Annotated in this window: 17 protein-coding genes; 11 read left to right on the plus strand and 6 right to left on the minus strand. The window is 64.7% G+C overall.

Translation table 11 applies throughout. From position 1 onward, the window contains the following. Window positions 1–150: 150 nt before the first annotated feature. The 9 genes from ACLV74_RS07725 to ACLV74_RS07765 all read left to right on the plus strand — a co-directional run bounded on the left by ACLV74_RS07725 (window position 151) and on the right by ACLV74_RS07765 (window position 10,664). A complete protein-coding gene (locus tag ACLV74_RS07725) occupies window positions 151–1,131 on the plus strand; it encodes an ABC transporter permease (RefSeq protein ID WP_411878789.1) in 981 nt (326 codons plus the stop codon). 67 nt (window positions 1,132–1,198) lie between these two features. Continuing rightward, entirely contained in the window at window positions 1,199–2,782 is a 1,584-nt protein-coding gene (locus ACLV74_RS07730; RefSeq protein ID WP_411878790.1) for an ABC transporter substrate-binding protein, read from the plus strand. A gap of 144 nt (window positions 2,783–2,926) precedes the next feature. After that, window positions 2,927–3,844, plus strand: coding sequence for an ABC transporter permease (locus ACLV74_RS07735; RefSeq protein ID WP_411878791.1), 918 nt, complete (start codon window positions 2,927–2,929; stop codon window positions 3,842–3,844). A 15-nt stretch (window positions 3,845–3,859) separates the two neighbouring features. Next, the gene (locus tag ACLV74_RS07740) at window positions 3,860–4,837 is read left to right on the plus strand and encodes an ABC transporter ATP-binding protein (protein ID WP_411878792.1); all 978 of its coding nucleotides are present in this window, start codon (window positions 3,860–3,862) and stop codon (window positions 4,835–4,837) included. Between the two features lie 107 nt (window positions 4,838–4,944). Next, on the plus strand, window positions 4,945–5,949 hold the full coding sequence (locus ACLV74_RS07745; RefSeq protein ID WP_411878793.1) for an ABC transporter ATP-binding protein: 1,005 nt from the start codon (window positions 4,945–4,947) through the stop codon (window positions 5,947–5,949). Between the two features lie 79 nt (window positions 5,950–6,028). Continuing rightward, the gene (locus ACLV74_RS07750; RefSeq protein ID WP_411878794.1) at window positions 6,029–7,237 is read left to right on the plus strand and encodes a M20 aminoacylase family protein; all 1,209 of its coding nucleotides are present in this window, start codon (window positions 6,029–6,031) and stop codon (window positions 7,235–7,237) included. A gap of 26 nt (window positions 7,238–7,263) precedes the next feature. Then, window positions 7,264–8,361, plus strand: a complete 1,098-nt coding sequence (locus tag ACLV74_RS07755; RefSeq protein WP_411878795.1) for a M14 family metallopeptidase — start codon at window positions 7,264–7,266, stop codon at window positions 8,359–8,361. Between the two features lie 44 nt (window positions 8,362–8,405). Beyond that, window positions 8,406–10,169, plus strand: coding sequence for an ATP-binding protein (locus tag ACLV74_RS07760; protein ID WP_411878796.1), 1,764 nt, complete (start codon window positions 8,406–8,408; stop codon window positions 10,167–10,169). A 129-nt stretch (window positions 10,170–10,298) separates the two neighbouring features. Next, window positions 10,299–10,664, plus strand: coding sequence for a response regulator transcription factor (locus ACLV74_RS07765; RefSeq protein ID WP_411878797.1), 366 nt, complete (start codon window positions 10,299–10,301; stop codon window positions 10,662–10,664). 14 nt (window positions 10,665–10,678) lie between these two features. Here ACLV74_RS07765 and ACLV74_RS07770 read toward each other — a convergent pair whose 3' ends face one another. Both ACLV74_RS07770 and ettA read right to left on the minus strand, forming a co-directional pair. After that, window positions 10,679–11,215 (minus strand): DUF1415 domain-containing protein, encoded by a 537-nt coding sequence (locus ACLV74_RS07770; RefSeq protein WP_411878798.1) that lies wholly within the window; start codon window positions 11,213–11,215, stop codon window positions 10,679–10,681. Between the two features lie 17 nt (window positions 11,216–11,232). Beyond that, window positions 11,233–12,894 carry an energy-dependent translational throttle protein EttA gene (gene ettA / locus ACLV74_RS07775; protein ID WP_411878799.1) on the minus strand — a complete coding sequence of 554 codons (1,662 nt, stop codon included), beginning with the start codon at window positions 12,892–12,894 and terminating at the stop codon, window positions 11,233–11,235. A gap of 368 nt (window positions 12,895–13,262) precedes the next feature. Here ettA and ACLV74_RS07780 point away from each other — a divergent pair, with 368 nt between their 5' ends. Further along, window positions 13,263–15,020: a DEAD/DEAH box helicase gene (locus tag ACLV74_RS07780; protein WP_411878800.1), complete on the plus strand. Its 1,758-nt coding sequence runs from the start codon at window positions 13,263–13,265 to the stop codon at window positions 15,018–15,020. Beyond that, the gene (locus ACLV74_RS07785; protein WP_411878801.1) at window positions 14,962–15,600 is read left to right on the plus strand and encodes an epimerase; all 639 of its coding nucleotides are present in this window, start codon (window positions 14,962–14,964) and stop codon (window positions 15,598–15,600) included. Before ACLV74_RS07780 ends, ACLV74_RS07785 begins: the two co-directional genes overlap by 59 nt. 33 nt (window positions 15,601–15,633) lie before the next feature. Here ACLV74_RS07785 and ACLV74_RS07790 read toward each other — a convergent pair whose 3' ends face one another. The 4 genes from ACLV74_RS07790 to ACLV74_RS07805 all read right to left on the minus strand — a co-directional run bounded on the left by ACLV74_RS07790 (window position 15,634) and on the right by ACLV74_RS07805 (window position 19,828). Further along, window positions 15,634–16,830: a mandelate racemase/muconate lactonizing enzyme family protein gene (locus ACLV74_RS07790; protein ID WP_411878802.1), complete on the minus strand. Its 1,197-nt coding sequence runs from the start codon at window positions 16,828–16,830 to the stop codon at window positions 15,634–15,636. Between the two features lie 98 nt (window positions 16,831–16,928). Further along, window positions 16,929–17,936 carry a TRAP transporter substrate-binding protein gene (locus ACLV74_RS07795; RefSeq protein WP_411878803.1) on the minus strand — a complete coding sequence of 336 codons (1,008 nt, stop codon included), beginning with the start codon at window positions 17,934–17,936 and terminating at the stop codon, window positions 16,929–16,931. Window positions 17,937–17,975: 39 nt separating this feature from the next. Next, window positions 17,976–19,274 carry a TRAP transporter large permease subunit gene (locus ACLV74_RS07800; protein ID WP_411878804.1) on the minus strand — a complete coding sequence of 433 codons (1,299 nt, stop codon included), beginning with the start codon at window positions 19,272–19,274 and terminating at the stop codon, window positions 17,976–17,978. After that, window positions 19,271–19,828 (minus strand): TRAP transporter small permease, encoded by a 558-nt coding sequence (locus ACLV74_RS07805; RefSeq protein WP_411878805.1) that lies wholly within the window; start codon window positions 19,826–19,828, stop codon window positions 19,271–19,273. Before ACLV74_RS07805 ends, ACLV74_RS07800 begins: the two co-directional genes overlap by 4 nt. Between the last annotated feature and the right edge of the window lie 33 nt (window positions 19,829–19,861).

Here is a 19,861-nt window from a genome sequence, read left to right on the forward strand (position 1 = left end):
CGGCCCCGGGCACAGCACCTTAAAAGGGCGCCAAAAAGCCTCATTTGGGGCAATTTGCCGGACTGTGGTGTTTCTTTAACCCTAAAGTAAACCCCGTGTCGGCACAGCAATTGCTCTGCTAGTATCGCCCGATACTTTTTCCTTTGGCCGATGCTTGCATTTATTCTGCGCCGCCTGATCCAGGCCGTGATCGTGATGATCGTGGTCGCACTGCTTGCCTTCATGCTGTTCCAGTATGTAGGCGATCCGGTGGTGTTCCTGCTGGGGCAGGACGCCTCGCCCGCGCAGATCACCCAGCTTCGCGCCGACCTGGGCCTGGACCGGCCCTTCGTCGTGCAGTTCTGGCATTTCCTGGTCAATGCCGCGCAGGGCGAATTCGGCCTGAGCCTGCGCCAGGGCGCCAAAGTCTCGCGCCTGATCTCCGAACGCTTTCCGGCCACGTTTGAGCTGGCGCTGGTGGCGGCCGTCATGGCGCTGGTGGTCGGCATCCCGATGGGCGTGTATTCGGCGCTGCGCCGCGGCAGCTTCATGAGCCAGGTGTTCATGACCATCTCGCTGCTGGGCGTGTCGCTGCCGACCTTCCTGATCGGCATCCTGCTGATCCTGGTCTTCGCCGTGGGCCTGGGCTGGTTCCCGAGCTTCGGCCGCGGCGAGACGGTGCAGGTCGGCTGGTGGAGCAGCGGCCTCTTGAAGGCCGACGGCTGGCACCACATCGTGCTGCCGGCGGTGACGCTGGCGGTCTTCCAGCTCACGCTGATCATGCGGCTGGTGCGCGCGGAAATGCTGGAAGTGCTGCGCACCGACTACATCAAGTTCGCGCGCGCCCGCGGCCTGCCCGACCGCGTGATCCATTTCGGCCACGCGCTCAAGAACACGCTGGTGCCGGTGATGACCATCACCGGCCTGCAGCTGGGCGGGCTGATCGCCTTTGCCATCATCACCGAGACCGTATTCCAGTGGCCGGGCATGGGCCTGCTGTTCATCCAGGCCGTGACCTTCGCCGACATCCCCGTCATGGCAGCCTACCTCTGCCTGATCGCGCTGATTTTTGTGATCATCAACCTGGTCGTCGACCTGCTCTACTTCGCGGTGGACCCCAGGCTGCGCGTGGGCAACGCCGCGGGCCACTAGCGCCGCGCCCAGACCCTATCGTTTTTTTACCCCGGCAAGCAATCATCCCTTCCACAAGGAGTTCCTGATGAAATTCAAGTCAACCCTGCTCGCGGCCACCGTGCTGTGCGCCTTCGCAGCCACCGGTTTTGTCGCATCCGCGCAGACCCTGAGGGTCGCCAACCAGGGCGATTCGCTGTCCATGGACCCGCACTCGCTCAACGAGTCGCTGCAGCTGAGCGTGACCGGCAACGCCTATGAGGGGCTGGTCATCCGCAACAAAGACTTGAGCCTGGCGCCCGGCCTGGCGACTTCGTGGAAGCAGACTTCGCCGACCGTGTGGCGCTTCGAACTGCGCAAGGGCGTGCAGTTCCATGACGGCACGCCGTTCACCGCCGACGACGTGGTCTTCAGCTTCAACCGCACGCAGGCCGACGGCTCGGACATGAAGAGCTACACCAACGACTTCAAGGAAGTGCGCAAGATCAACGACTTCGTGGTCGAGATCGAAACCAAGACGCCCTTCCCCATCCTGCCCGACGTGATTTCGCTGGTCTACATGATGAGCAAGAAGTGGTGCGAAACCAACCAGGCGACCAAGCCGGTGGACCGCCGCAAGGGCATTGAAAACGCGGCATCCTTCCGCGCCAACGGCACCGGCCCCTACCGCGTGCGCGAGCGCCAGCCCAATGTGCGCACCACCTTTGTCCGCAACGGCACCTACTGGGGCAAGATCGAAGGCAACGTCCAGGAAGTGATCTACACCCCCATCGGCAACGACGCGACCCGCGTGGCGGCACTGCTGTCGGGCGAGGTCGACGTGATGGAACCCGTGCCGGTTCAGGACATCGACCGCGTCAACGGCAATGCCGGCACCAAGGTGCTGGTCGGCCCCGAACTGCGCACCATTTTCCTGGGCATGGACCAGAAACGCGACGAGCTGCTGTACTCCAACATCAAGGGCAAGAACCCCTTTAAGGACAAGCGCGTGCGCCAGGCCTTCTACCAGGCCATCGACATCGACGGCATCAAGAAAACCGTGATGCGCGGCGCCTCGGGACCCACTGCGCTGCTGATAGGCCCCGGCATCAACGGTTTCCAGCAGGAACAGAACAAACGCCTGCCCTACGACCCGGAAGCGGCGAAGAAGCTGATGGTCGAGGCCGGCTACCCCAACGGTTTTGAGGTGTCCATGAACTGCCCGAACGACCGTTACGTGAACGACAGCCGCATTTGCCAGGCCGTGGCCGCCAACCTGTCGCGCATCAACGTGAAGATCAACCTGCAGGCCGAAACCAAAGGCACCTACTTCCCCAAGGTGCTGCGCCGCGACACCAGCTTTTACATGCTGGGCTGGACGCCGGCCACCTATGACGCCCACAACGCGCTCAATGCGCTGGTCGCCTGCGTGGACGACAAGGGCGCCGGCCAGTTCAACCTGGGTGCCTATTGCAACCCCAAGGTTGACGAGCTGACCAAGAAGATCCAGTCCGAAACCGACAAGACCAAGCGCAACGCGATGATCAAGGAAGCCTTCGACATCCACAACGCCGACATCGGCCACCTGCCGCTGCACCAGCAGTCGCTGGCCTGGGGCACGAGCAAGAAGGTCGAGCTGGTCCAACTGGCCGACAACTTCATGTTCTTCAAGTGGATGACAATAAAAAAGTGACCCCCCTGTTGCCTTCTCGCTTCGCGTAGCGGCCTCTCCCCCCAGGGGGACAACAGCTGCGGCCCGGCAAAGCCGGTTCCGCGCTGTTGCTGGCACAAGCTTTGCTGCGCTCGCTCTAGATAACACGGACTCCACTTTTTCCCGATGAAAAAAACCCTTGCGCGCTGGTTTGACAGTGATGTGGGCCACAGCTTTCGCACCTCGCCGGTTGCGATGGTGGCGGCCGCCATTGCGCTGGTCTGCATTTTTTGCTCGGTGTTCGCCGGCTGGGTGGCGCCGCATGACCCCTTCAACCTGAGCACGCTGGAACTCAGCGACGCGCGCCTGCCGCCGGCCTGGTATGCGCAGGGCAGTTCCAAATACCTGCTGGGCACAGACGACCAGGGCCGCGACATCCTGTCGGCGCTGATGTACGGCGCGCGCATTTCACTAGTGGTGGGTTTTGCCTCCGTCATCCTTTCCATGCTGGCCGGCGTTTCGCTGGGTTTGCTCGCGGGCTTTCGCGGCGGCTGGATCGATTCCGCGCTGATGCGGGTCTGCGACGTCATGTCCTCATTTCCGCCCATCCTGGTCGCGCTGCTGATCGCCGGCGTGGGCCGCGCGGTGTTTCCCAACGCCAGCCAGCTGCTGGCCATGGGCGTGCTGATTCTGTCGATTTCGATGGGGCAGTCGGGCTGGGTGCAATACGCGCGCACCGTGCGCGGCTCCACCATGGTGGAGCGCGGCAAGGAGTATGTGCAGGCCGCCCGCGTCACCGGCGTGGCGCCGCTGCGTATCATGCGCCGCCACGTGCTGCCCAATGTGATGGGGCCGGTGCTGGTGCTGGCGACCATCCAGGTGGCGACCGCCATCATCACCGAAGCCACGCTGTCCTTCCTGGGCGTGGGCGCGCCGCCCACCTCGCCTTCGCTGGGCACGCTGATCCGTGTGGGCAATGACTATCTGTTTTCGGGCGAGTGGTGGATCACCGTGTTCCCGGGCCTGATGCTGGTGTTGATCGCCTTGAGCGTGAACCTGCTGGGCGACTGGCTGCGCGACGCCTTGAATCCGCGCCTCAGGTAAGGACGGGTTCAAAAAATGAGTCTTCTGCAAATCAAGAATCTGGTGGTCGAATTCCCCGGCCGGCGCGGCACGCTGCGCGCGCTGGACGACATCTCCTTCGACATCGCGCCCGGCGAAATCCTCGGCGTAGTCGGCGAGTCAGGGGCCGGCAAGTCGCTGACCGGCGCCGCCATCATCGGCCTGCTGGAGCCGCCCGGGCGGGTGGGCGGCGGCCAGATTTTGCTGGAAGGCGAGCGCATCGACAACCTGCCCCACGAGCGCATGCGCCACATACGCGGGCGCAAGATAGGCGCGATCTTCCAGGACCCGCTGACCTCGCTGAACCCGCTTTACACCATAGGCCGGCAACTGGTGGAAACCATCCAGGCCCACCTGCCGGTGACGGCGCGGGAAGCCAGGGCGCGCGCCATCGAACTGCTCAACGACACCGGCATACCGGCGGCCGCGCAGCGCATTGACCACTATCCGCACCAGTTCTCGGGCGGCATGCGCCAGCGCGTGGTGATCGCGCTGGCCTTGGCGGCCGAGCCCAAACTCATCGTGGCCGACGAGCCGACCACCGCGCTCGACGTGTCCATCCAGGCGCAGATCATCACGCTGCTCAAGAACATCTGCAAACAACGCGGCGCCGCCGTCATGCTGATCACCCACGACATGGGCGTGATCGCCGAGACCTGCGACCGCGTGGCCGTGATGTATGCCGGGCGCATCGCCGAAATCGGCCCGGTGCACCAGGTGATCAACCACCCCTCGCACCCCTATACCGCGGGCCTGATGGCGGCGATTCCCGACATCGCGGTGGAGCGCGAGCGCCTCTACCAGATCGACGGCGCCATGCCGCGCCTGAACGCCATCCCGCAGGGCTGCGCCTTCAACCCGCGCTGCCCCAAAGCCTTTGACCGCTGCCGCCAGGACAGGCCGGACCTGATGCCGGCCGGCGCCACGCGCGCCGCCTGCTGGTTGCACGATGTACACGCGGGGGTGGCGGCATGAGCGAACAACCACGTACATCTCAAGCGAGGGCAGAAGAATTTTCCGCCGGGCCGCCCCAAGGAAAATCAGCCCCCTCGGGGGGCAGCCAAGTACACGAAGTGACGAGCGTGGGGGCTCCGTCAGCTCCCCTGGTCCAGGCCCACGACCTGGCCAAGACCTTCGACGTGTCGCCGCCCTGGCTCAACCGGGTGCTGGAACGCAAGCCCCGCCTCCTGCTCAAAGCCGTCGACGGCGTGAGCTTCGAAATTGAGAAAGGCAAGACGCTGGCGCTGGTCGGCGAATCGGGCTGCGGCAAAAGCACCGTGGCGCGCCTGCTGGTGGGCCTGTATGAACCCACGCGCGGCGGCCTGACCTTTGACGGCCAGGATGCCCATGCGGTGTTCAAGACACCGGCCGGGCAGCAACTGCGCAGCCGCATCCAGATGATCTTCCAGGATCCGTACGCGAGCCTGAACCCGCGCTGGACGGTTGAAAACATCATCGCCGAGCCGCTGCGCGAGCACGGCATCCTCAGCGATGGCGCCGCGCTGAAGGAACGCGTGGGCGAGTTGCTCAAATCGGTCGGCCTGTCGCCGCTGGACATGCCCAAGTACCCGCACCAGTTCTCGGGCGGGCAGCGCCAGCGCATTTCCATCGCGCGCGCCCTGGCCACCGAACCCGAATTCCTGGTCTGCGACGAGCCGACGTCGGCGCTCGACGTGAGCGTGCAGGCGCAGGTGCTCAACATCATGAAAGACCTGCAGCGCAAGCAGGGCCTGACTTACCTCTTCATCTCGCACAACCTCGCGGTGGTGCGCCATGTGAGCGACCAGGTCGGCGTGATGTACCTGGGGCGCCTCGTCGAGCTGGCCGACAAGCACAACCTGTTCGACAGGCCGCGCCACCCCTACACGCGCATGCTGCTGGACGCGATCCCCAAGATGCACGACACCGGCCGCGCCCGCACCCCGGTTTCGGGCGAGGTGCCCAATCCGCTGAACCCGCCCGGCGGCTGCACCTTCCACCCGCGCTGCCCGCACGCCAACGCGCGCTGCCGGAGCGAAAGGCCGGAGTTCCTGCAGCTTGAAGGCGTTCGCGTGGCCTGCCATGCGGTCGAAGAGGGCCGGATTTAGGGAATAAATTCCAGGAAGCCAGCACTGTCATGCAAAGCGCAACCGGCTTGGTTACCATGTACTTTTAGGGGACATTGCCATGAAAATCATTGAATCCATACTGGCCGGTGCGGCCGACATCGCCGCCGTGCGCCGCGACATCCATGCGCATCCCGAACTCTGCTTCAAGGAAGTGCGCACCGCCGACGTGGTCGCGCAAAAACTCGAATCCTGGGGTATCCCCATCCACCGCGGCATGGGCACCACCGGCGTGGTCGGCATCGTGCACGGCCGCGACGGCGGCGCCTGCGGCCGCGCCGTGGGCCTGCGTGCCGACATGGACGCGCTGCCCATGCAGGAATTCAACACCTTCGCCCACGCCAGCACGCAGCCGGGCAAGATGCACGCCTGCGGCCATGACGGCCACACCGCCATGCTGCTGGCCGCGGCACGCCACTTCTCGCAGAACCGCGACTTCGACGGCACGGTCTACCTGATCTTCCAGCCGGCAGAAGAAGGCGGCGGCGGCGCGCGCGAGATGATCAAGGACGGCCTGTTCGAAAAATTCCCCGTGGAAGCGGTCTTCGGTATGCACAACTGGCCCGGCGCGCCGGTGGGCACCTTCGCCGTGAGCGCCGGGCCGGTGATGGCCTCCAGCAACGAGTTCAAGATCACCATACGCGGCAAGGGCGGCCACGCCGCGATGCCGCACACCGGCATAGACCCGGTGCCGGTGGCCTGCCAGATGGTGCAGGGCTTCCAGACCATCATCAGCCGCAACAAAAAACCCGTGGATGCGGGCGTCATCTCGGTGACCATGATCCACGCCGGCGAAGCCACCAACGTGGTGCCCGATTTTTGCGAACTGCAGGGCACGGTGCGCACCTTCAGCATCGAAGTGCTGGACCTGATTGAAAAGCGCATGAAGGAAGTCGCCGAGCACACCTGCGCCGCGTTTGAAGCACGCTGCGAGTTCAGCTTCACGCGGAACTACCCGCCTACCATCAACAGCGCCGCCGAAGCGGACTTTGCGCGCCGGGTGATGAGCGACATCGTGGGCCCGGCCAACGTGCTGGCGCAGGAGCCCACCATGGGCGCCGAGGACTTCGCCTACATGCTGCAGGCCAAGCCTGGCGCCTACTGCTTTATCTCCAACGGCGACGGTGCGCACCGCGAGATGGGCCACGGCGGCGGGCCGTGCACGCTGCACAACGCGAGCTACGACTTCAACGACGACCTCATACCCCTGGGCGGCACCTACTGGGTGCAGCTGGCCACGCGATGGCTGGGCACGGTTGCCAGGGCCTGAATCCTGACCACTCCAACAACATCATCATGAATACACACGCGGCTTTTTCGGCCAGCTATGCGGCTGCGCGCGCCAAATTCCTTGAAGCCGCCGGCGCCGCCGGCATGGCGCTTCGTTCTTACGAACACCCGCTCAAGGGCCGCGACGGCGAAACCCTGGCCATGGACGTGGCGTTGGACGGCTCGCCCGATGCCGAGCGCCTCTTCATTGTCAGCAGCGCCTGCCACGGCGTGGAGGGCTACTGCGGCTCGGGCGTGCAGGTGTATGCCGCTTACGATGTCGAATGGCGCGCCAAGGCCCGCGCGGGCGGCGTGGCGGTGCTGTACATCCATGCGCTCAATCCGCACGGTTTCTCGTACGCGCGGCGTACCACGCATGAAAACGTGGACCTGAACCGCAATTTCCAGGATTTCAGCAAACCCTTGCCCGTCAACGAGGCCTACCGCGAGGTCCACGACCTGCTGCTGCCCGCGCAGTGGCCGCCCACGGCCGCGAACGAGGCGGCCATCGCGGCCTATATCGACACCCACGGCGTGACGCGCTACCAGGCGGCGGTGTCGCAGGGGCAGCATGAATACGCCGACGGCATGTTCTTCGGCGGCACCGCGCCGACCTGGAGCAACCGCACCCTTCGCGAGGTGCTGCGATCTTTCGGGCGGCAGGCCAAACGCATAGCCTGGATGGACCTGCACACCGGCCTGGGCCCCAGCGGCCTGGGCGAGCGCATTTTTGCCGGCAACGACGACGCCGGGACCCTCGCGCGCGCGCGCGCCTGGTGGGACGGCGGCGGCGCCACGCCCGTGACCTCCTTCTACGACGGCTCCTCGACCTCGGCCAAACTCACGGGCCTGATGTCGTACGCGGTGCACGACGAGTGCCCGCGGGCCGAGTACACCGCGATGGCCATGGAGTACGGCACGCTGCCCATCCTCGAGATGATAGGCGCGCTGCGCGCCGACCACTGGCTGCACAAGCATCCGGAAGCGCCGCCCGAGACGCACGCGGCCATCAAGCGCCAGATGATGGACGCGTTTTACGTGGACACCGACGCATGGCGCGTACAGATCGTGGAACAGGCGCGCGAGGCCATGTTCCAGGCGGTGGACGGGCTGTCCTCGCCCTGATGCCGGCAGCGCGGCCGCCCCCACCCGAGCACCAAAGCCGCCCCATGCCGTCTGACGCCGACCTGCACCTCCAGCTCAAGCAGCTGCAGCAGCAATACCAGGCGCTGCAGGCCGACTACCGCGAGCTGCAGCTGGAAAAGCAGAAGCAGGAAACCTCGGCCACGCTGTGGCTGGAGCAACGCACCCGCGAACTGCAGGCCGAGGCGCTGGAACAGAAAAAGGCCGAAACGCTGCAGCGGGTGTTCTACCGCATTGCCGAACGCGCGGCGGCGGACCTTTCCTTCTACGACTTCCTGCAGTCGGTGCACGGCCTCCTCGGCGAACTGCTCTACGCGAAGAACTGCTACGTGTGCCTTTACGACGCGCAAAAGCAGCGCAAGAACTTCGCCTACTACGTGGACGAGCGCGACGGCGACACCCTGCAGTTGAGCGACGTGCCCTACCGGCGCGGCCTGACCGAGTTCGTGCTGAGCACGGGCCGGCCGCAGATCATCGACGCCACGCGCCTGAAGGCGCTGGAAGCCGGCGGCCAGGTGACGGAAGGCAGCGGCGACATGACCTTCACGTCCTGGCTGGGCGTGCCCATGCATATACGCGGCGCCATAGGCGGCGTGCTGGCGGTGCAGGGGTATGAGCCGGGCGTGGCCTACAGCGATTCGGATGCGGACATCCTCTCCTTCGTCGCCAACCATGTCAGCAGCGCCATCGAACGCTACCAGGCGCTCGACGATCTGCGCAAATCGGAAGAGCGCTACCGTACCGTGATTGAAAACGTGGGCGTCGGCGTGGTGGTGGTGCAGGACGACCGCATGGTGTTCGCCAATCCCAGCCTGGTGCGCATCGTGGGCCATCCGCTGGACTACCTGCTGTCCCGGCCCTTCACGGCCACGCTGCACCCCGACGACGTGCCCGCCATGCTGCACCGCCACGAGCGCCGGCTGCGCGGCGAAGAAGTCGAGTCCATGTACAGCTTTCGCGTCATTACGCAGCGCGGAGAGGTCCGCTCGCTGGAGCTGTCGGCCGTGAAGATCGAATGGGGCAAACGGGAGGCCACCCTGGTGTTTGTGGTGGATGCCACCGCGCGGCTGCAGGCCGAACAGACCCAGCGCCAGACCCTGCAGCGGCAGACCGAGCTCAACGACATGAAGTCGCGTTTCATCTCGGTGGCTTCGCACGAATTCCGCACGCCGCTGGCCTTCATCCTGTCGTCCGCCGAGCTGCTCAAGCACTACGGCGACCGCCTGCCCGAGTCCGAAAAAACCGATGTCATCAACACCATAGAAACCGGCGTGCAGCGCATGACGCAGATGCTGGACCGCGTGCTGCTGCTGGGCAAGGTGGAGGCGCAGATGCTGGAGTTCCAGCCGGCCGAGACCAACCTGCTAGCGCTTTGCCAGGACCTGGTGGAGGACGCCCGCATCCAGCATGCGGAGGCCGGCTGCGAGCTGGCCCTGGAGTTCGAGGCCAGCCCGGCGGTCGGGCTTTTTGATGAAAAGCTGCTGCGCCACATCTTCGGCAACCTGCTCTCCAATGCCATCAAGTATTCGCCGCAGGGCGGCAAGGTCCTGTTTCGCGTCTCTTCGTCCGGGGGACGTGTGGTGTTTGAGGTGGCGGACCAGGGCATAGGCATTCCGGCCGAAGAACTCCCCCGCCTCTTCGAATGGTTCCACCGGGCCAGCAATGTCGGCGAGATCCAGGGCACGGGCCTGGGGCTGGCCATCGTCAAAAATTCGGTCGACCAGCACGGCGGCAGCATAGGGGTGGCCAGCACCGTGGGTGAGGGCACGCGCTTTACCGTCAGGATTTGAGCCCCGCCGGGCGAGGCTATAAGATGAACCACCAAGCCGGCGCGAGGGCACAGCCCGCGGCCCGGCGATTCAGGGAATGTCCGCCCCGCCAACAATGATGCAGGCAGGGGCCTTCAATGCGAAAGAAACATGGCGCGCATTCTGGTGATTGAAGACGAAACCCATATCCGGGACAACCTGCTGCGCTTTGTCCGGCTGGAGGGCCACGAAGGCCTGTCCGCCGCGGACGGCCATGCCGGCCTGCAACTGGCCCGCGAGCAGCCACCGGACCTGATTTTTTGCGACGTGATGATGCCGCAGATGAACGGCCTGGAAGTGCTGGCCGCGCTGCAGGCCGACGCGGCCCTGAAGCACGTGCCCCTGGTGTTCCTGTCGGCCAGCGCCGAATCGGAACGGCTGGAAGAAGCCCTGCGCCTGGGTGCCAGCGGCTATGTGACCAAGCCTTTTAACTTCGCGCAGTTGCAGGCGGTCCTCGAGCAGCTCTTGCCCAAATAAGGCCGCCCAGACTCCTAGAGGCCCAGCGCCTTCCAGCCCGTGTGGCCGAGTTTTTCGAGCGTCTCAATGTTCTGCTCGAAGATGGCCTCGGCCTCAGGGAATGCCTCGACGGCGCGCTCCACGCTTTCTTCGCGCAGCAAATGCAGGATGGCAAAGGGTGCGCGGTTGGTGTAGTTGCCGATGTCGTCCGGCTCGGTGCCGTCAAACTGGAATTGCGGGTGAAAGCTGGCCAGCTGGATCACGCCTTCGAGGCCGTGCTCGTCCACCACGCCTTCGGCGATTTCCAGGAAGTCGTTGAAGTCCAGGAAGTCATCGAAAAGCGTGGGATGAATCAGTAGCGTGGTGTCGACCTCATCGGCCGGCGTGGCCGCCAACAGGTCGAGTTCACGGTCGAGCTCCTCGAGCAGGCCGTCCGCGTGCCTGGCCTGGCTCACCACCAGGCGCACCTGGTTCTTGACGTAGACCGCCTTGGCGAACGGGCACAGGTTGAGCCCGATCACGGCTTTTTCGAGCCACAAGCGGGTTTTGTCCAGGACTTCCTGGTCTGTCATAGCCAAGTTCTCCAGGCTTAGTGCAGAGCCTTGAAGCGCACACGCTTCGGTTTGGCGCCCTCTTCACCCAAACGCTTCTTCTTGTCGGCTTCGTACTCCTGGTAGTTGCCGTTGAAGAAGGTCCACTGGCTGTCGCCTTCGGCGGCCAGGATGTGGGTGGCGATGCGGTCGAGGAACCAGCGGTCATGGCTGATCACCAGCACCGAGCCGGCGAACTCCAGCAGCGCGTCTTCGAGCGCGCGCAGGGTTTCCACGTCCAGGTCGTTCGAGGGTTCATCGAGCATCAGCACGTTGCCGCCCGCGATCAGGGTCTTGGCCAGGTGCAAACGCCCGCGCTCACCGCCCGACAGCATGCCCACGCGCTTTTGCTGGTCGGCGCCGTTGAAGTTGAAGCGCCCGGCGTAGGCGCGGCTGGGCATGGTGAACTTGCCGACGGTCAGCATGTCCAGGCCGCCGGAGATGTCTTCCCAGACGGTTTTTTCATTGGCGAGGTCGTCACGGTGCTGGTCGACGAAAGCCATGCGCGCGGTCTTGCCGATGGCGACTTCGCCGCTGTCCGGCTGCTCCTTGCCGGCGATCAACTTGAACAGCGTGGATTTACCGGCGCCGTTGGGGCCGATGATGCCGACGATGGCGCCTGCGGGCACCTGGAAGCTCAGGTTGTCGATCAGCAGGCGGTCGCCGAAGGACTTGCTGACGTTCTTGAACTCGATGACTTCATTGCCCAGGCGCTCGGCCACGGGGATGAAGATTTCGTTGGTTTCCACGCGCTTCTGGTATTCAAAATCCGACAGTTCCTCGAAGCGGGCCAGGCGGGACTTGCTCTTGGCCTGGCGCGCCTTGGGGTTCTGGCGCGACCACTCAAGTTCCTTTTTCAGGGCTTTGGCGCGGGCTTCCTCGCCCTTTTGCTCCTGCGCCAGGCGTTCGCCCTTTTGCTCCAGCCAGGTGCTGTAGTTGCCCTTCCAGGGGATGCCGTGTCCACGGTCCAATTCCAGAATCCACTCGGCGGCGTTGTCCAGGAAGTAGCGGTCATGGGTGATGGCCACCACGGTGCCCGAAAAGCGCTGCAGGAATTGCTCCAGCCAGTCCACCGATTCGGCGTCCAGGTGATTGGTCGGTTCGTCGAGCAGCAGCATGTCGGGTTTGGACAGCAGCAAGGCGCACAGCGCGACGCGGCGTTTTTCGCCGCCGGACAAGAGGCCGATCTTCGCGTCCCAGGGCGGCAGGCGCAGCGCGTCGGCGGCGATTTCAAGCTGGTGCTCGGAATCGGTGCCGGCCGTGGCGATGATGGCTTCCAGGCGGGCCTGCTCGGCGGCCAGCGCGTCGAAGTCGGCATCGGGCTCGCCGTAGGCCGTGTACACGGCTTCGAGCTGGGCCTTGGCGGCGAACACCGCGCCCATGCCGGCTTCCACGCTTTCGCGCACCGTATGCTCCGGGTCCAGCTTGGGTTCCTGCGGCAGGTACCCGATGTTCAGGCCCGGCATGGGGGTGGCTTCACCCTCGATTTCCGTGTCCAGGCCGGCCATGATCTTGAGCAGCGTGGACTTGCCGGAACCGTTGGTGCCCAGCACGCCGATCTTGGCGCCCGGGAAGAAACTGAGCGACACCTCTTTGAGGATATGGCGCTTGGGCGGCACGATTTTGCCGACCTTGTTCATAGTAAATACGTACTGAGCCATCAGGATTACTTTGGTAAAAATGAAAAAACAATGCCGGAAAACGGGCTGCTTGCCGCCTGAAAATGCTATTTTTGCAGGCTGTCAGCAGGCTTTCTTGCGGGCTGGAACGACACGCCGCGCCTGGGCGCCGACGCCTTTTGACAAGGCGTGTTTTTCTGCGTGAATGCCCCATTATCGTTGCTGTGCGACAATGCAGGGGTTGCTGGCTCCAGTTGCCTTCAACATTTGGGCACATCCGGGTACCGCAACAAGCGGCTGCTTACGATGTTTTCGGCCCACTTTCTGACCCCATCTGCCTTTGACTGGCGGGTTGCCTTCCAACAGGGCGCCCAACAGGCCGATCTAAAGCGCCATACAGGCGCAACATCATGACATTTGAAGAATTGAACCTGGCCCCGGCCATTCTGAAGGCCGTGCTCGAGCAGGGCTACGACACCCCCACCCCCATCCAGGCCCAGGCGATCCCCGCCGTGCTCAAGGGTGTGGACCTGCTGGGCGGCGCCCAGACCGGCACCGGCAAGACCGCTGCCTTCACGCTGCCCCTGCTGCAGCGCCTGTCCACCGAAGCGCGCCTGACCAACCGCCGCGGCGTCAACGCCGTGCGCGCCCTGATCATGACCCCCACCCGCGAACTCGCGGCCCAGGTCGAGGAAAGCGTGCGCACCTACGGCAAGTACACCGACCTCACCTCCATGGTGATGTTCGGCGGCGTCGGCATGGGCGCCCAGATTGAAAAACTGCGCCGCGGCGTCGACATCCTGGTCGCCACCCCCGGCCGCCTGCTGGACCACGCGAGCCAGGGCACGCTGGACCTGAGCCAGGTGCAGATCCTGGTGCTGGACGAAGCCGACCGCATGCTGGACATGGGCTTCATCCACGACATCAAGAAGGTGCTGGCCCTGGTGCCCAAGCAGAAGCAGTCGCTGCTGTTCAGCGCGACCTTCAGCGATGAAATCCGCGAACTGGCCAACGGCCTGCTCAAGAACCCCGAATCCATCCAGGTCACGCCGCGCAACACCACGGTGCAGCGCATCACGCAGACCATTCACCCCGTGGGCCGCAGCAAGAAAAAAGCGCTGCTGACGCACATCATCAACGAGCACAACTGGAGCCAGGTGCTGGTGTTCACCCGCACCAAGTTCGGCGCCAACAACGTGGCCGAGCACCTGAGCAAGAACGGCATCCCCGCGATGGCGCTGCACGGCAACAAGAGCCAGACCGCCCGCACCCAGGCCCTGGCCGACTTCAAGAGCGGCACGATTCGCGCGCTGGTGGCCACCGACATCGCCGCCCGCGGCATCGACATCGACGAGCTGCCGCACGTCGTGAACTACGAAATCCCGAATGTGAGCGAAGACTACGTTCACCGCATCGGCCGCACCGGCCGCGCCGGCAACAGCGGCGAAGCCGTCAGCCTGGTTTGCCTGGATGAAGAAGGCTTCATGCAGGACATCGAGCGCTTCACCAAGCAGAACATCGAAAAAGTCATCGTCCCCGGCTTTGAAGCCGAAGCCGGCGAACGCGCCGAGCCGCTGGCCATGGGCCGCCAGACCATCTGGGGCGGCCTGGGCAAACCACCAAGCCGCGACGTGATGCAGGCAGCCGCCAAGGCCGCCCGCACCGAAATGATGCAGCGCATCCGCGACACCAAGGGCGCACAGCCCGCGCGTGGCGCAGGCGGCGGCAACGGTGGCGGCAATGGCGGCGCGCGCGGACGCGGCCCCGCCGGTGGCGGCAACGGCGGCAATGGTGGTGGTGGCAATGGCGGCGGCAGCGGCCGCGGCCCGCGCACCCCCAACCCCGGCCAGCCGCGCCAGGCTTCCGGCTATTCCCAGAACGGCCAGCCGCCACGGCAGGCCCAGGCACCGCGCCAGCGCGATGACCAGCAGCCGCGCGCGCCGCGCAACGAGTCAAGGGAGCCACGCAATGACTTCGACAACCAGCAACCCGCCAGCCACGCCTCCTCAGGCTTCCCCTCCTCCGGCCAGCCCACGGGCGGCAACCGCGGCAACTACCGGGGCGGCAACCGCTCCGGCGGCGGCGGCGGTGGCGGCTCGGGTGGCGCTGGTGGCCGGGGCAACGGGCCTCGTCGGCCAGGCGGTCCTGGCTCGTTTACTGGCCGATAAGCGCTATTCGGTGGTCCACAGCGTGGGCCGCCGTGCACCGGCCCAGCGCGATCTCAAGCTGGCGGTGCACCTGACCGATTCCTTCGCCAATTTCACGGCCCCGCCGCCGGTCGATGACGTGTTCATCACCCTGGGCACCACCATCAAGACAGCCGGCAGCCGCGCCGCCTTCAGGGCGGTCGATTTCGACGCCGTGCTGGCCGTGGCCCGCGCCGGCCGCATCGCCGGCGCCACGCGCCTCGGCGTGGTCAGCGCCATGGGCGCCGACGCCCATTCCGCCATCTTCTACAGCCGGGTCAAAGGCGAGGCCGAAGAGGCGCTCCTGCACCTGGGTTTCCCCACGCTGGTCGTCCTCAGGCCCTCGGTCCTGGCGGGCGAGCGCGAGTCGCTGGGCCAGCCGCCACGCGCCGGCGAAAAAATCGCCATCGGCCTGAGCCGGCTTTTCGGCGGCCTGATCCCCGCCAACTACCGGGCCATTGCAGCGGACACCGTGGCGCGCACGCTTGTCGAGGAAGTGGCCGTTCGCCAGGGCCACCACGTGATCCTGTCCGGCGAGATGCAGCATCGCCAGGCCCGTTAACAGGTCTCGCCCGTAACCGGCACGGCCCCGCGTTCAGGGCCTTGAGATCTTCACGATGGCATCGGCCCGCTTGTGCAAGTCGGGCAACAACTCCAGGCCCAGGCCCGGCTTGTCGCTCAGGCTGATCATGCCGTCCTTCACGACCGGCAGTTCCGTCACCAGCTCTTTGTACCAGCCCGTGAAAAACGCCCGCACGCTTTCCTGGATCAGCGCATTCGGCGCATGCAGCGAGAGGTGCGTGGACGCGGCCCAGACCACGGGCCCGGTGCAGTCGTGCGGCGCCACGGGCAACTGCCAGGCATCGGCCATGGCCGCGATCTTGCGGGCCTCCGTCAAGCCGCCGCACCAGCTCAGGTCCAGCATGGCGACACCCGCCACGCCCGTCTGCAAATAGTCCTTGAAGCCCCACTTGTAGCTGAGTGTCTCGCTCGCGCAGATCAGCGCTTCACAATCCTTCGCGTACTGCTTGAGCAGGTCCAGCGAGTCCATGCGGATGGCATCCTCATGCCAGAAGGTGTTGAAGGGCTTGAGCGCGCGCGCGATCTTCTGCGCCATCGGCAGCCGCCACAGGCTGTGGAACTCGACCATGATGTCCATCCTGTCGCCGACCGCGTTGCGGATCTTGCGAAAGGGCTCCAGCGCGGTGTCCAGGTCTTCGGGGCTGATGTACTGGCCGTGGCTTTTTTCGGCGGCCGGGTCGAAGGGCCAGATCTTCATCGCCGTGATGCCCTCGGACAGCAGCGACTCGGCCAGCTCGTCGGCGTGGTTGAGAAAGCCCTGCAAGTCCTCGTAAGGCCCGCTGTTGTCGGCCAGGCCCCAGTTCGAGCTCGTCTGGTTGGTGGCGCTGCGGATGTACTGGTAGCCCGCGCAGGTGTTGTAGATGCGGATACTGTCGCGGCTCTTGCCGCCCAGCGCCGTGTGCACCGGCATGTTGGCGGCCTTGCCGAAGATGTCCCACAGCGCGATGTCGACCGCCGAGTTGCCGCGCGTCTCCACGCCGGAGCCGCGCCAGCCCAGGTAGCCGGTGATGTCGCGGTTGCGCGCCTCGATGGCCAGCGGGTCCTGGCCCAGCAGCTTGGGCGCCGCCCATTCATGCAGATAGGCCTCGACGGCCGCCGCACCCATAAAGGTTTCGCCCAGCCCCGTCAGGCCCTCGTCGGTATGGATACGCACCCAGATGATGTTGGGGAACTCACCCAGGCGTATGGTTTCTATCTCCGTGATTTTCACTGCGCACTCCAGGGATGCAAAGCTAAAAAAAAAGGCCGCCAGGGTCGCCCCTTGCGGCCTCGTCAGGTCAGGCGCCGGGCTCACGGCCCGGCCCGCGGTCAGCCGCCGCGCGCCTTCTTCAGCGCTTCCATCACCACATTGACAGGCTCCGCACCGATCAGGGGCACGTTCTTGTCATAGACAGGCTTGACCTTGTCGAACATGCGTTTCTGTTCGGCCGGCGTCACCTCGTTGACGACCATGGTCTTCTTCAGCGTGGCGAGCGACTTCTCGTTGAGTTCGCGGTTGGCGGCGCGTTCCACCTTCTGGCCTTCACGCGCGGCTTCGCGCAGCACGGCCTGCTCCTGCGGGTTCAGCTGGTCCCAGAGCTTCTTGCTGTACAGGATCAGGAAAGGCGTATAGGCGTGGCGCGTCACGCTCAGGTACTTCTGCACTTCGCTGAACTTGGAGGTCTCGATGGTGACGAAGGGGTTTTCCTGGCCGTCTATGGTCTTGGTTTCCAGGGCCGTGAAGACTTCACCGAAAGCCATGGGCACGGCGTTGGTGCCCAGCGACTTGAAGGAGTCCAGGAAGATGTTGTTCTGCATCACGCGCACCTTGACGCCTTCGAAGTCCTCGACCTTGGCGACCGGGCGCTTGCTGTTGGTCAGGTTGCGGAAACCGTTTTCCCAATAGGCCAGGTTGATCAGGCCCGCGGCCTCAAGCTTCTTGTTGAAGTATTCGCCGGCCGGGCCGTCGAGCACCGCATCGGCTTCCTTCTCGTTGGCGAACAGGAAAGGCAGGTCGAAGACGCCGAGTTCCTTGACGATGCCCACCAGCGGCGAACTGGAGGTGCAGACCATCTCCTGGGTGCCGGCGCGCAGCGCCTGCGTGGCCGGCAGGTCGCCGCCCGCGGCGCCGCCCCAGAAGGCGCTGATCTTCATCTTGCCGCCGGTCTTGGCCGCCAGCACTTCCTGCATCTTCTTCACGCCCAGGCCCACGGGGTGGTCTTCGTTCACGCCGTTGGTGAACTTGATGGTGCGTTCGGCGAATTGCGCGAACGACGAGGTGGCGACGAGCAAGGCGCCTGCAGCCAGGGCTGCGGCAAGGGTTCTGCGTTTGAACATGGTTGTCTCCTTTATATGAACACGGGGGTTGAAAAACTCTCAGCGCATCAGCCACTGAAGCGGTACGGTCACGATCGACGGGAAAAGCACCAGCAGGAACAGCACGGCCAGCTGCGCCAGCAGGAAGGGAAGCACGCCCTTGAAGGCCTCGTCCATGCTGATCTTGGCGACGCCGCACACCACGTTGAGCACCGTGCCCACGGGCGGCGTGATCAGGCCGATGGCGTTGTTCATGATGAACATGACGCCGAAATACACCGGGTCTATGCCGGCCTTGAGCACCAGCGGCATCAGCACCGGCGTGAGGATCAGCACCGTGGGCGTGAAATCGAGCGCCGTGCCGACCACCACGATCAGCACCATCATCACGAACATCAGCAGCATCTTGTTGCCGATGAAGGGCGCCATCATGTCGGCCACTTCGGTCGGGATGTTGGCCACCGTAATCAGCCAGGCGCTCACCATCGCCGCGGCCACCAGGAACATCACCACGGCGGTCGTCTTGCCCGCGGCCAGGACCAGACCGTAGAGCTCCGACCATTTGAGTTCGCCGTAGATGAACTTGCCGACGACGAAGCTGTACACCGCGGCCACCACGGCGGCCTCGGTCGGCGTGAAGATGCCGAACTTCATGCCGCCAATGATGACGATGGGCAGGGCCAGCGCGAAGCCGCCTTCGGCCGTGATGCGCAGCCGGTCGGGCATGTCAATTTTGGGCGCCGCAGGGACGTTCTCTTTTTTGGCCACCCACCACCAGGTCAGGCCTATGGCCACGCCCATCAGGATGCCCGGCACGATGCCGGCGAGAAACAGCTTGGTGATGGACACGTTGCCGGCCACGCCGAAGATGATGAGGCCGATGGACGGCGGAATCACGGGCGCGATGATGCCGCCCGAAGCGACCAGGCCCGAAGCCCGGCCCACGTTGTAGCCGGCCGCGCGCATCATGGGGATCAAGAGCGCGGCCAGCGCGGCAGTGTCGGCGATGGCCGAGCCCGACAGCGAGGCCATGATGACGGCGGCGATCACCGTCACGTAACCCAGCCCGCCGCGGAAATGCCCGACCCAGGCCATGGCCAGGTTCACGATGCGGCGGCTCAAGCCGCCCGCGTTCATGAACTCCCCGGCCAGCAGGAAGAAGGGCACGGCCAGCAGCGGAAAGTTGTCGGCGCCGTCGACAAAACGCTGGGCGATGATCTGGCTGTCGAAAGTGACGACGTGGCTGGTGGCCGCGAGGTAGGCCATCAGGGTCACGCCGCAGGCCAGCAGCGAGTAGGCGATCGGCATGCCGATGGCCATGAAGAGCAGCAGGCTCAGGATGAAGACGCTGACAGTCATGCCCGGCCTCCTTCAATCTGCTTTTCGACGTCGGCCAGGCCTTCGGTTTCGATCACCTGCACCAGTTCGGCTTCGGTGATGGTGCCGCTGACCAGCCGCCACAGCACATGCAGGTTGAAGATGGCCATCACCACACTGGTGACGTAGCCGATGCCGTAGACCCAGATCATCGAGATGCCGACCACGGGGGACACATTGCTCGACTGCAGCTCGTGCATCTCGTAGGTGCCCATGAAGAACAACACGTTGCAGAACAGCATGATGGACTCGCTCAGGAAGAGGCAGACCTTTTTGCCGATGACGGGCAGGTGTTTGATCAGCGTGTCCACGCCCAGGTGGCCGCGCTCGTGCATGGCCACCATGGCGCCTATGTAGGTGAGCCAGATGAAGCAGTAGCGCGACATCTCGTCGGACACGGTGATGCCGGAGTTCATGGTGTAGCGCAGCAAGACGTTGCCGAACACCATGACGACCATGGCGACCATGGCCGCCACGACGAGGAATTCCAGGGCCTTGAAGAACCAGTGAATGGCGCTTTCGATATTTTTCTGCAAGCTTGTCTCCTGTCTGTTGTTATCTGTTGTTAT

This window comes from Polaromonas sp. YR568 (assembly GCF_943369415.1).
GTDB lineage: Bacteria > Pseudomonadota > Gammaproteobacteria > Burkholderiales > Burkholderiaceae_C > Polaromonas.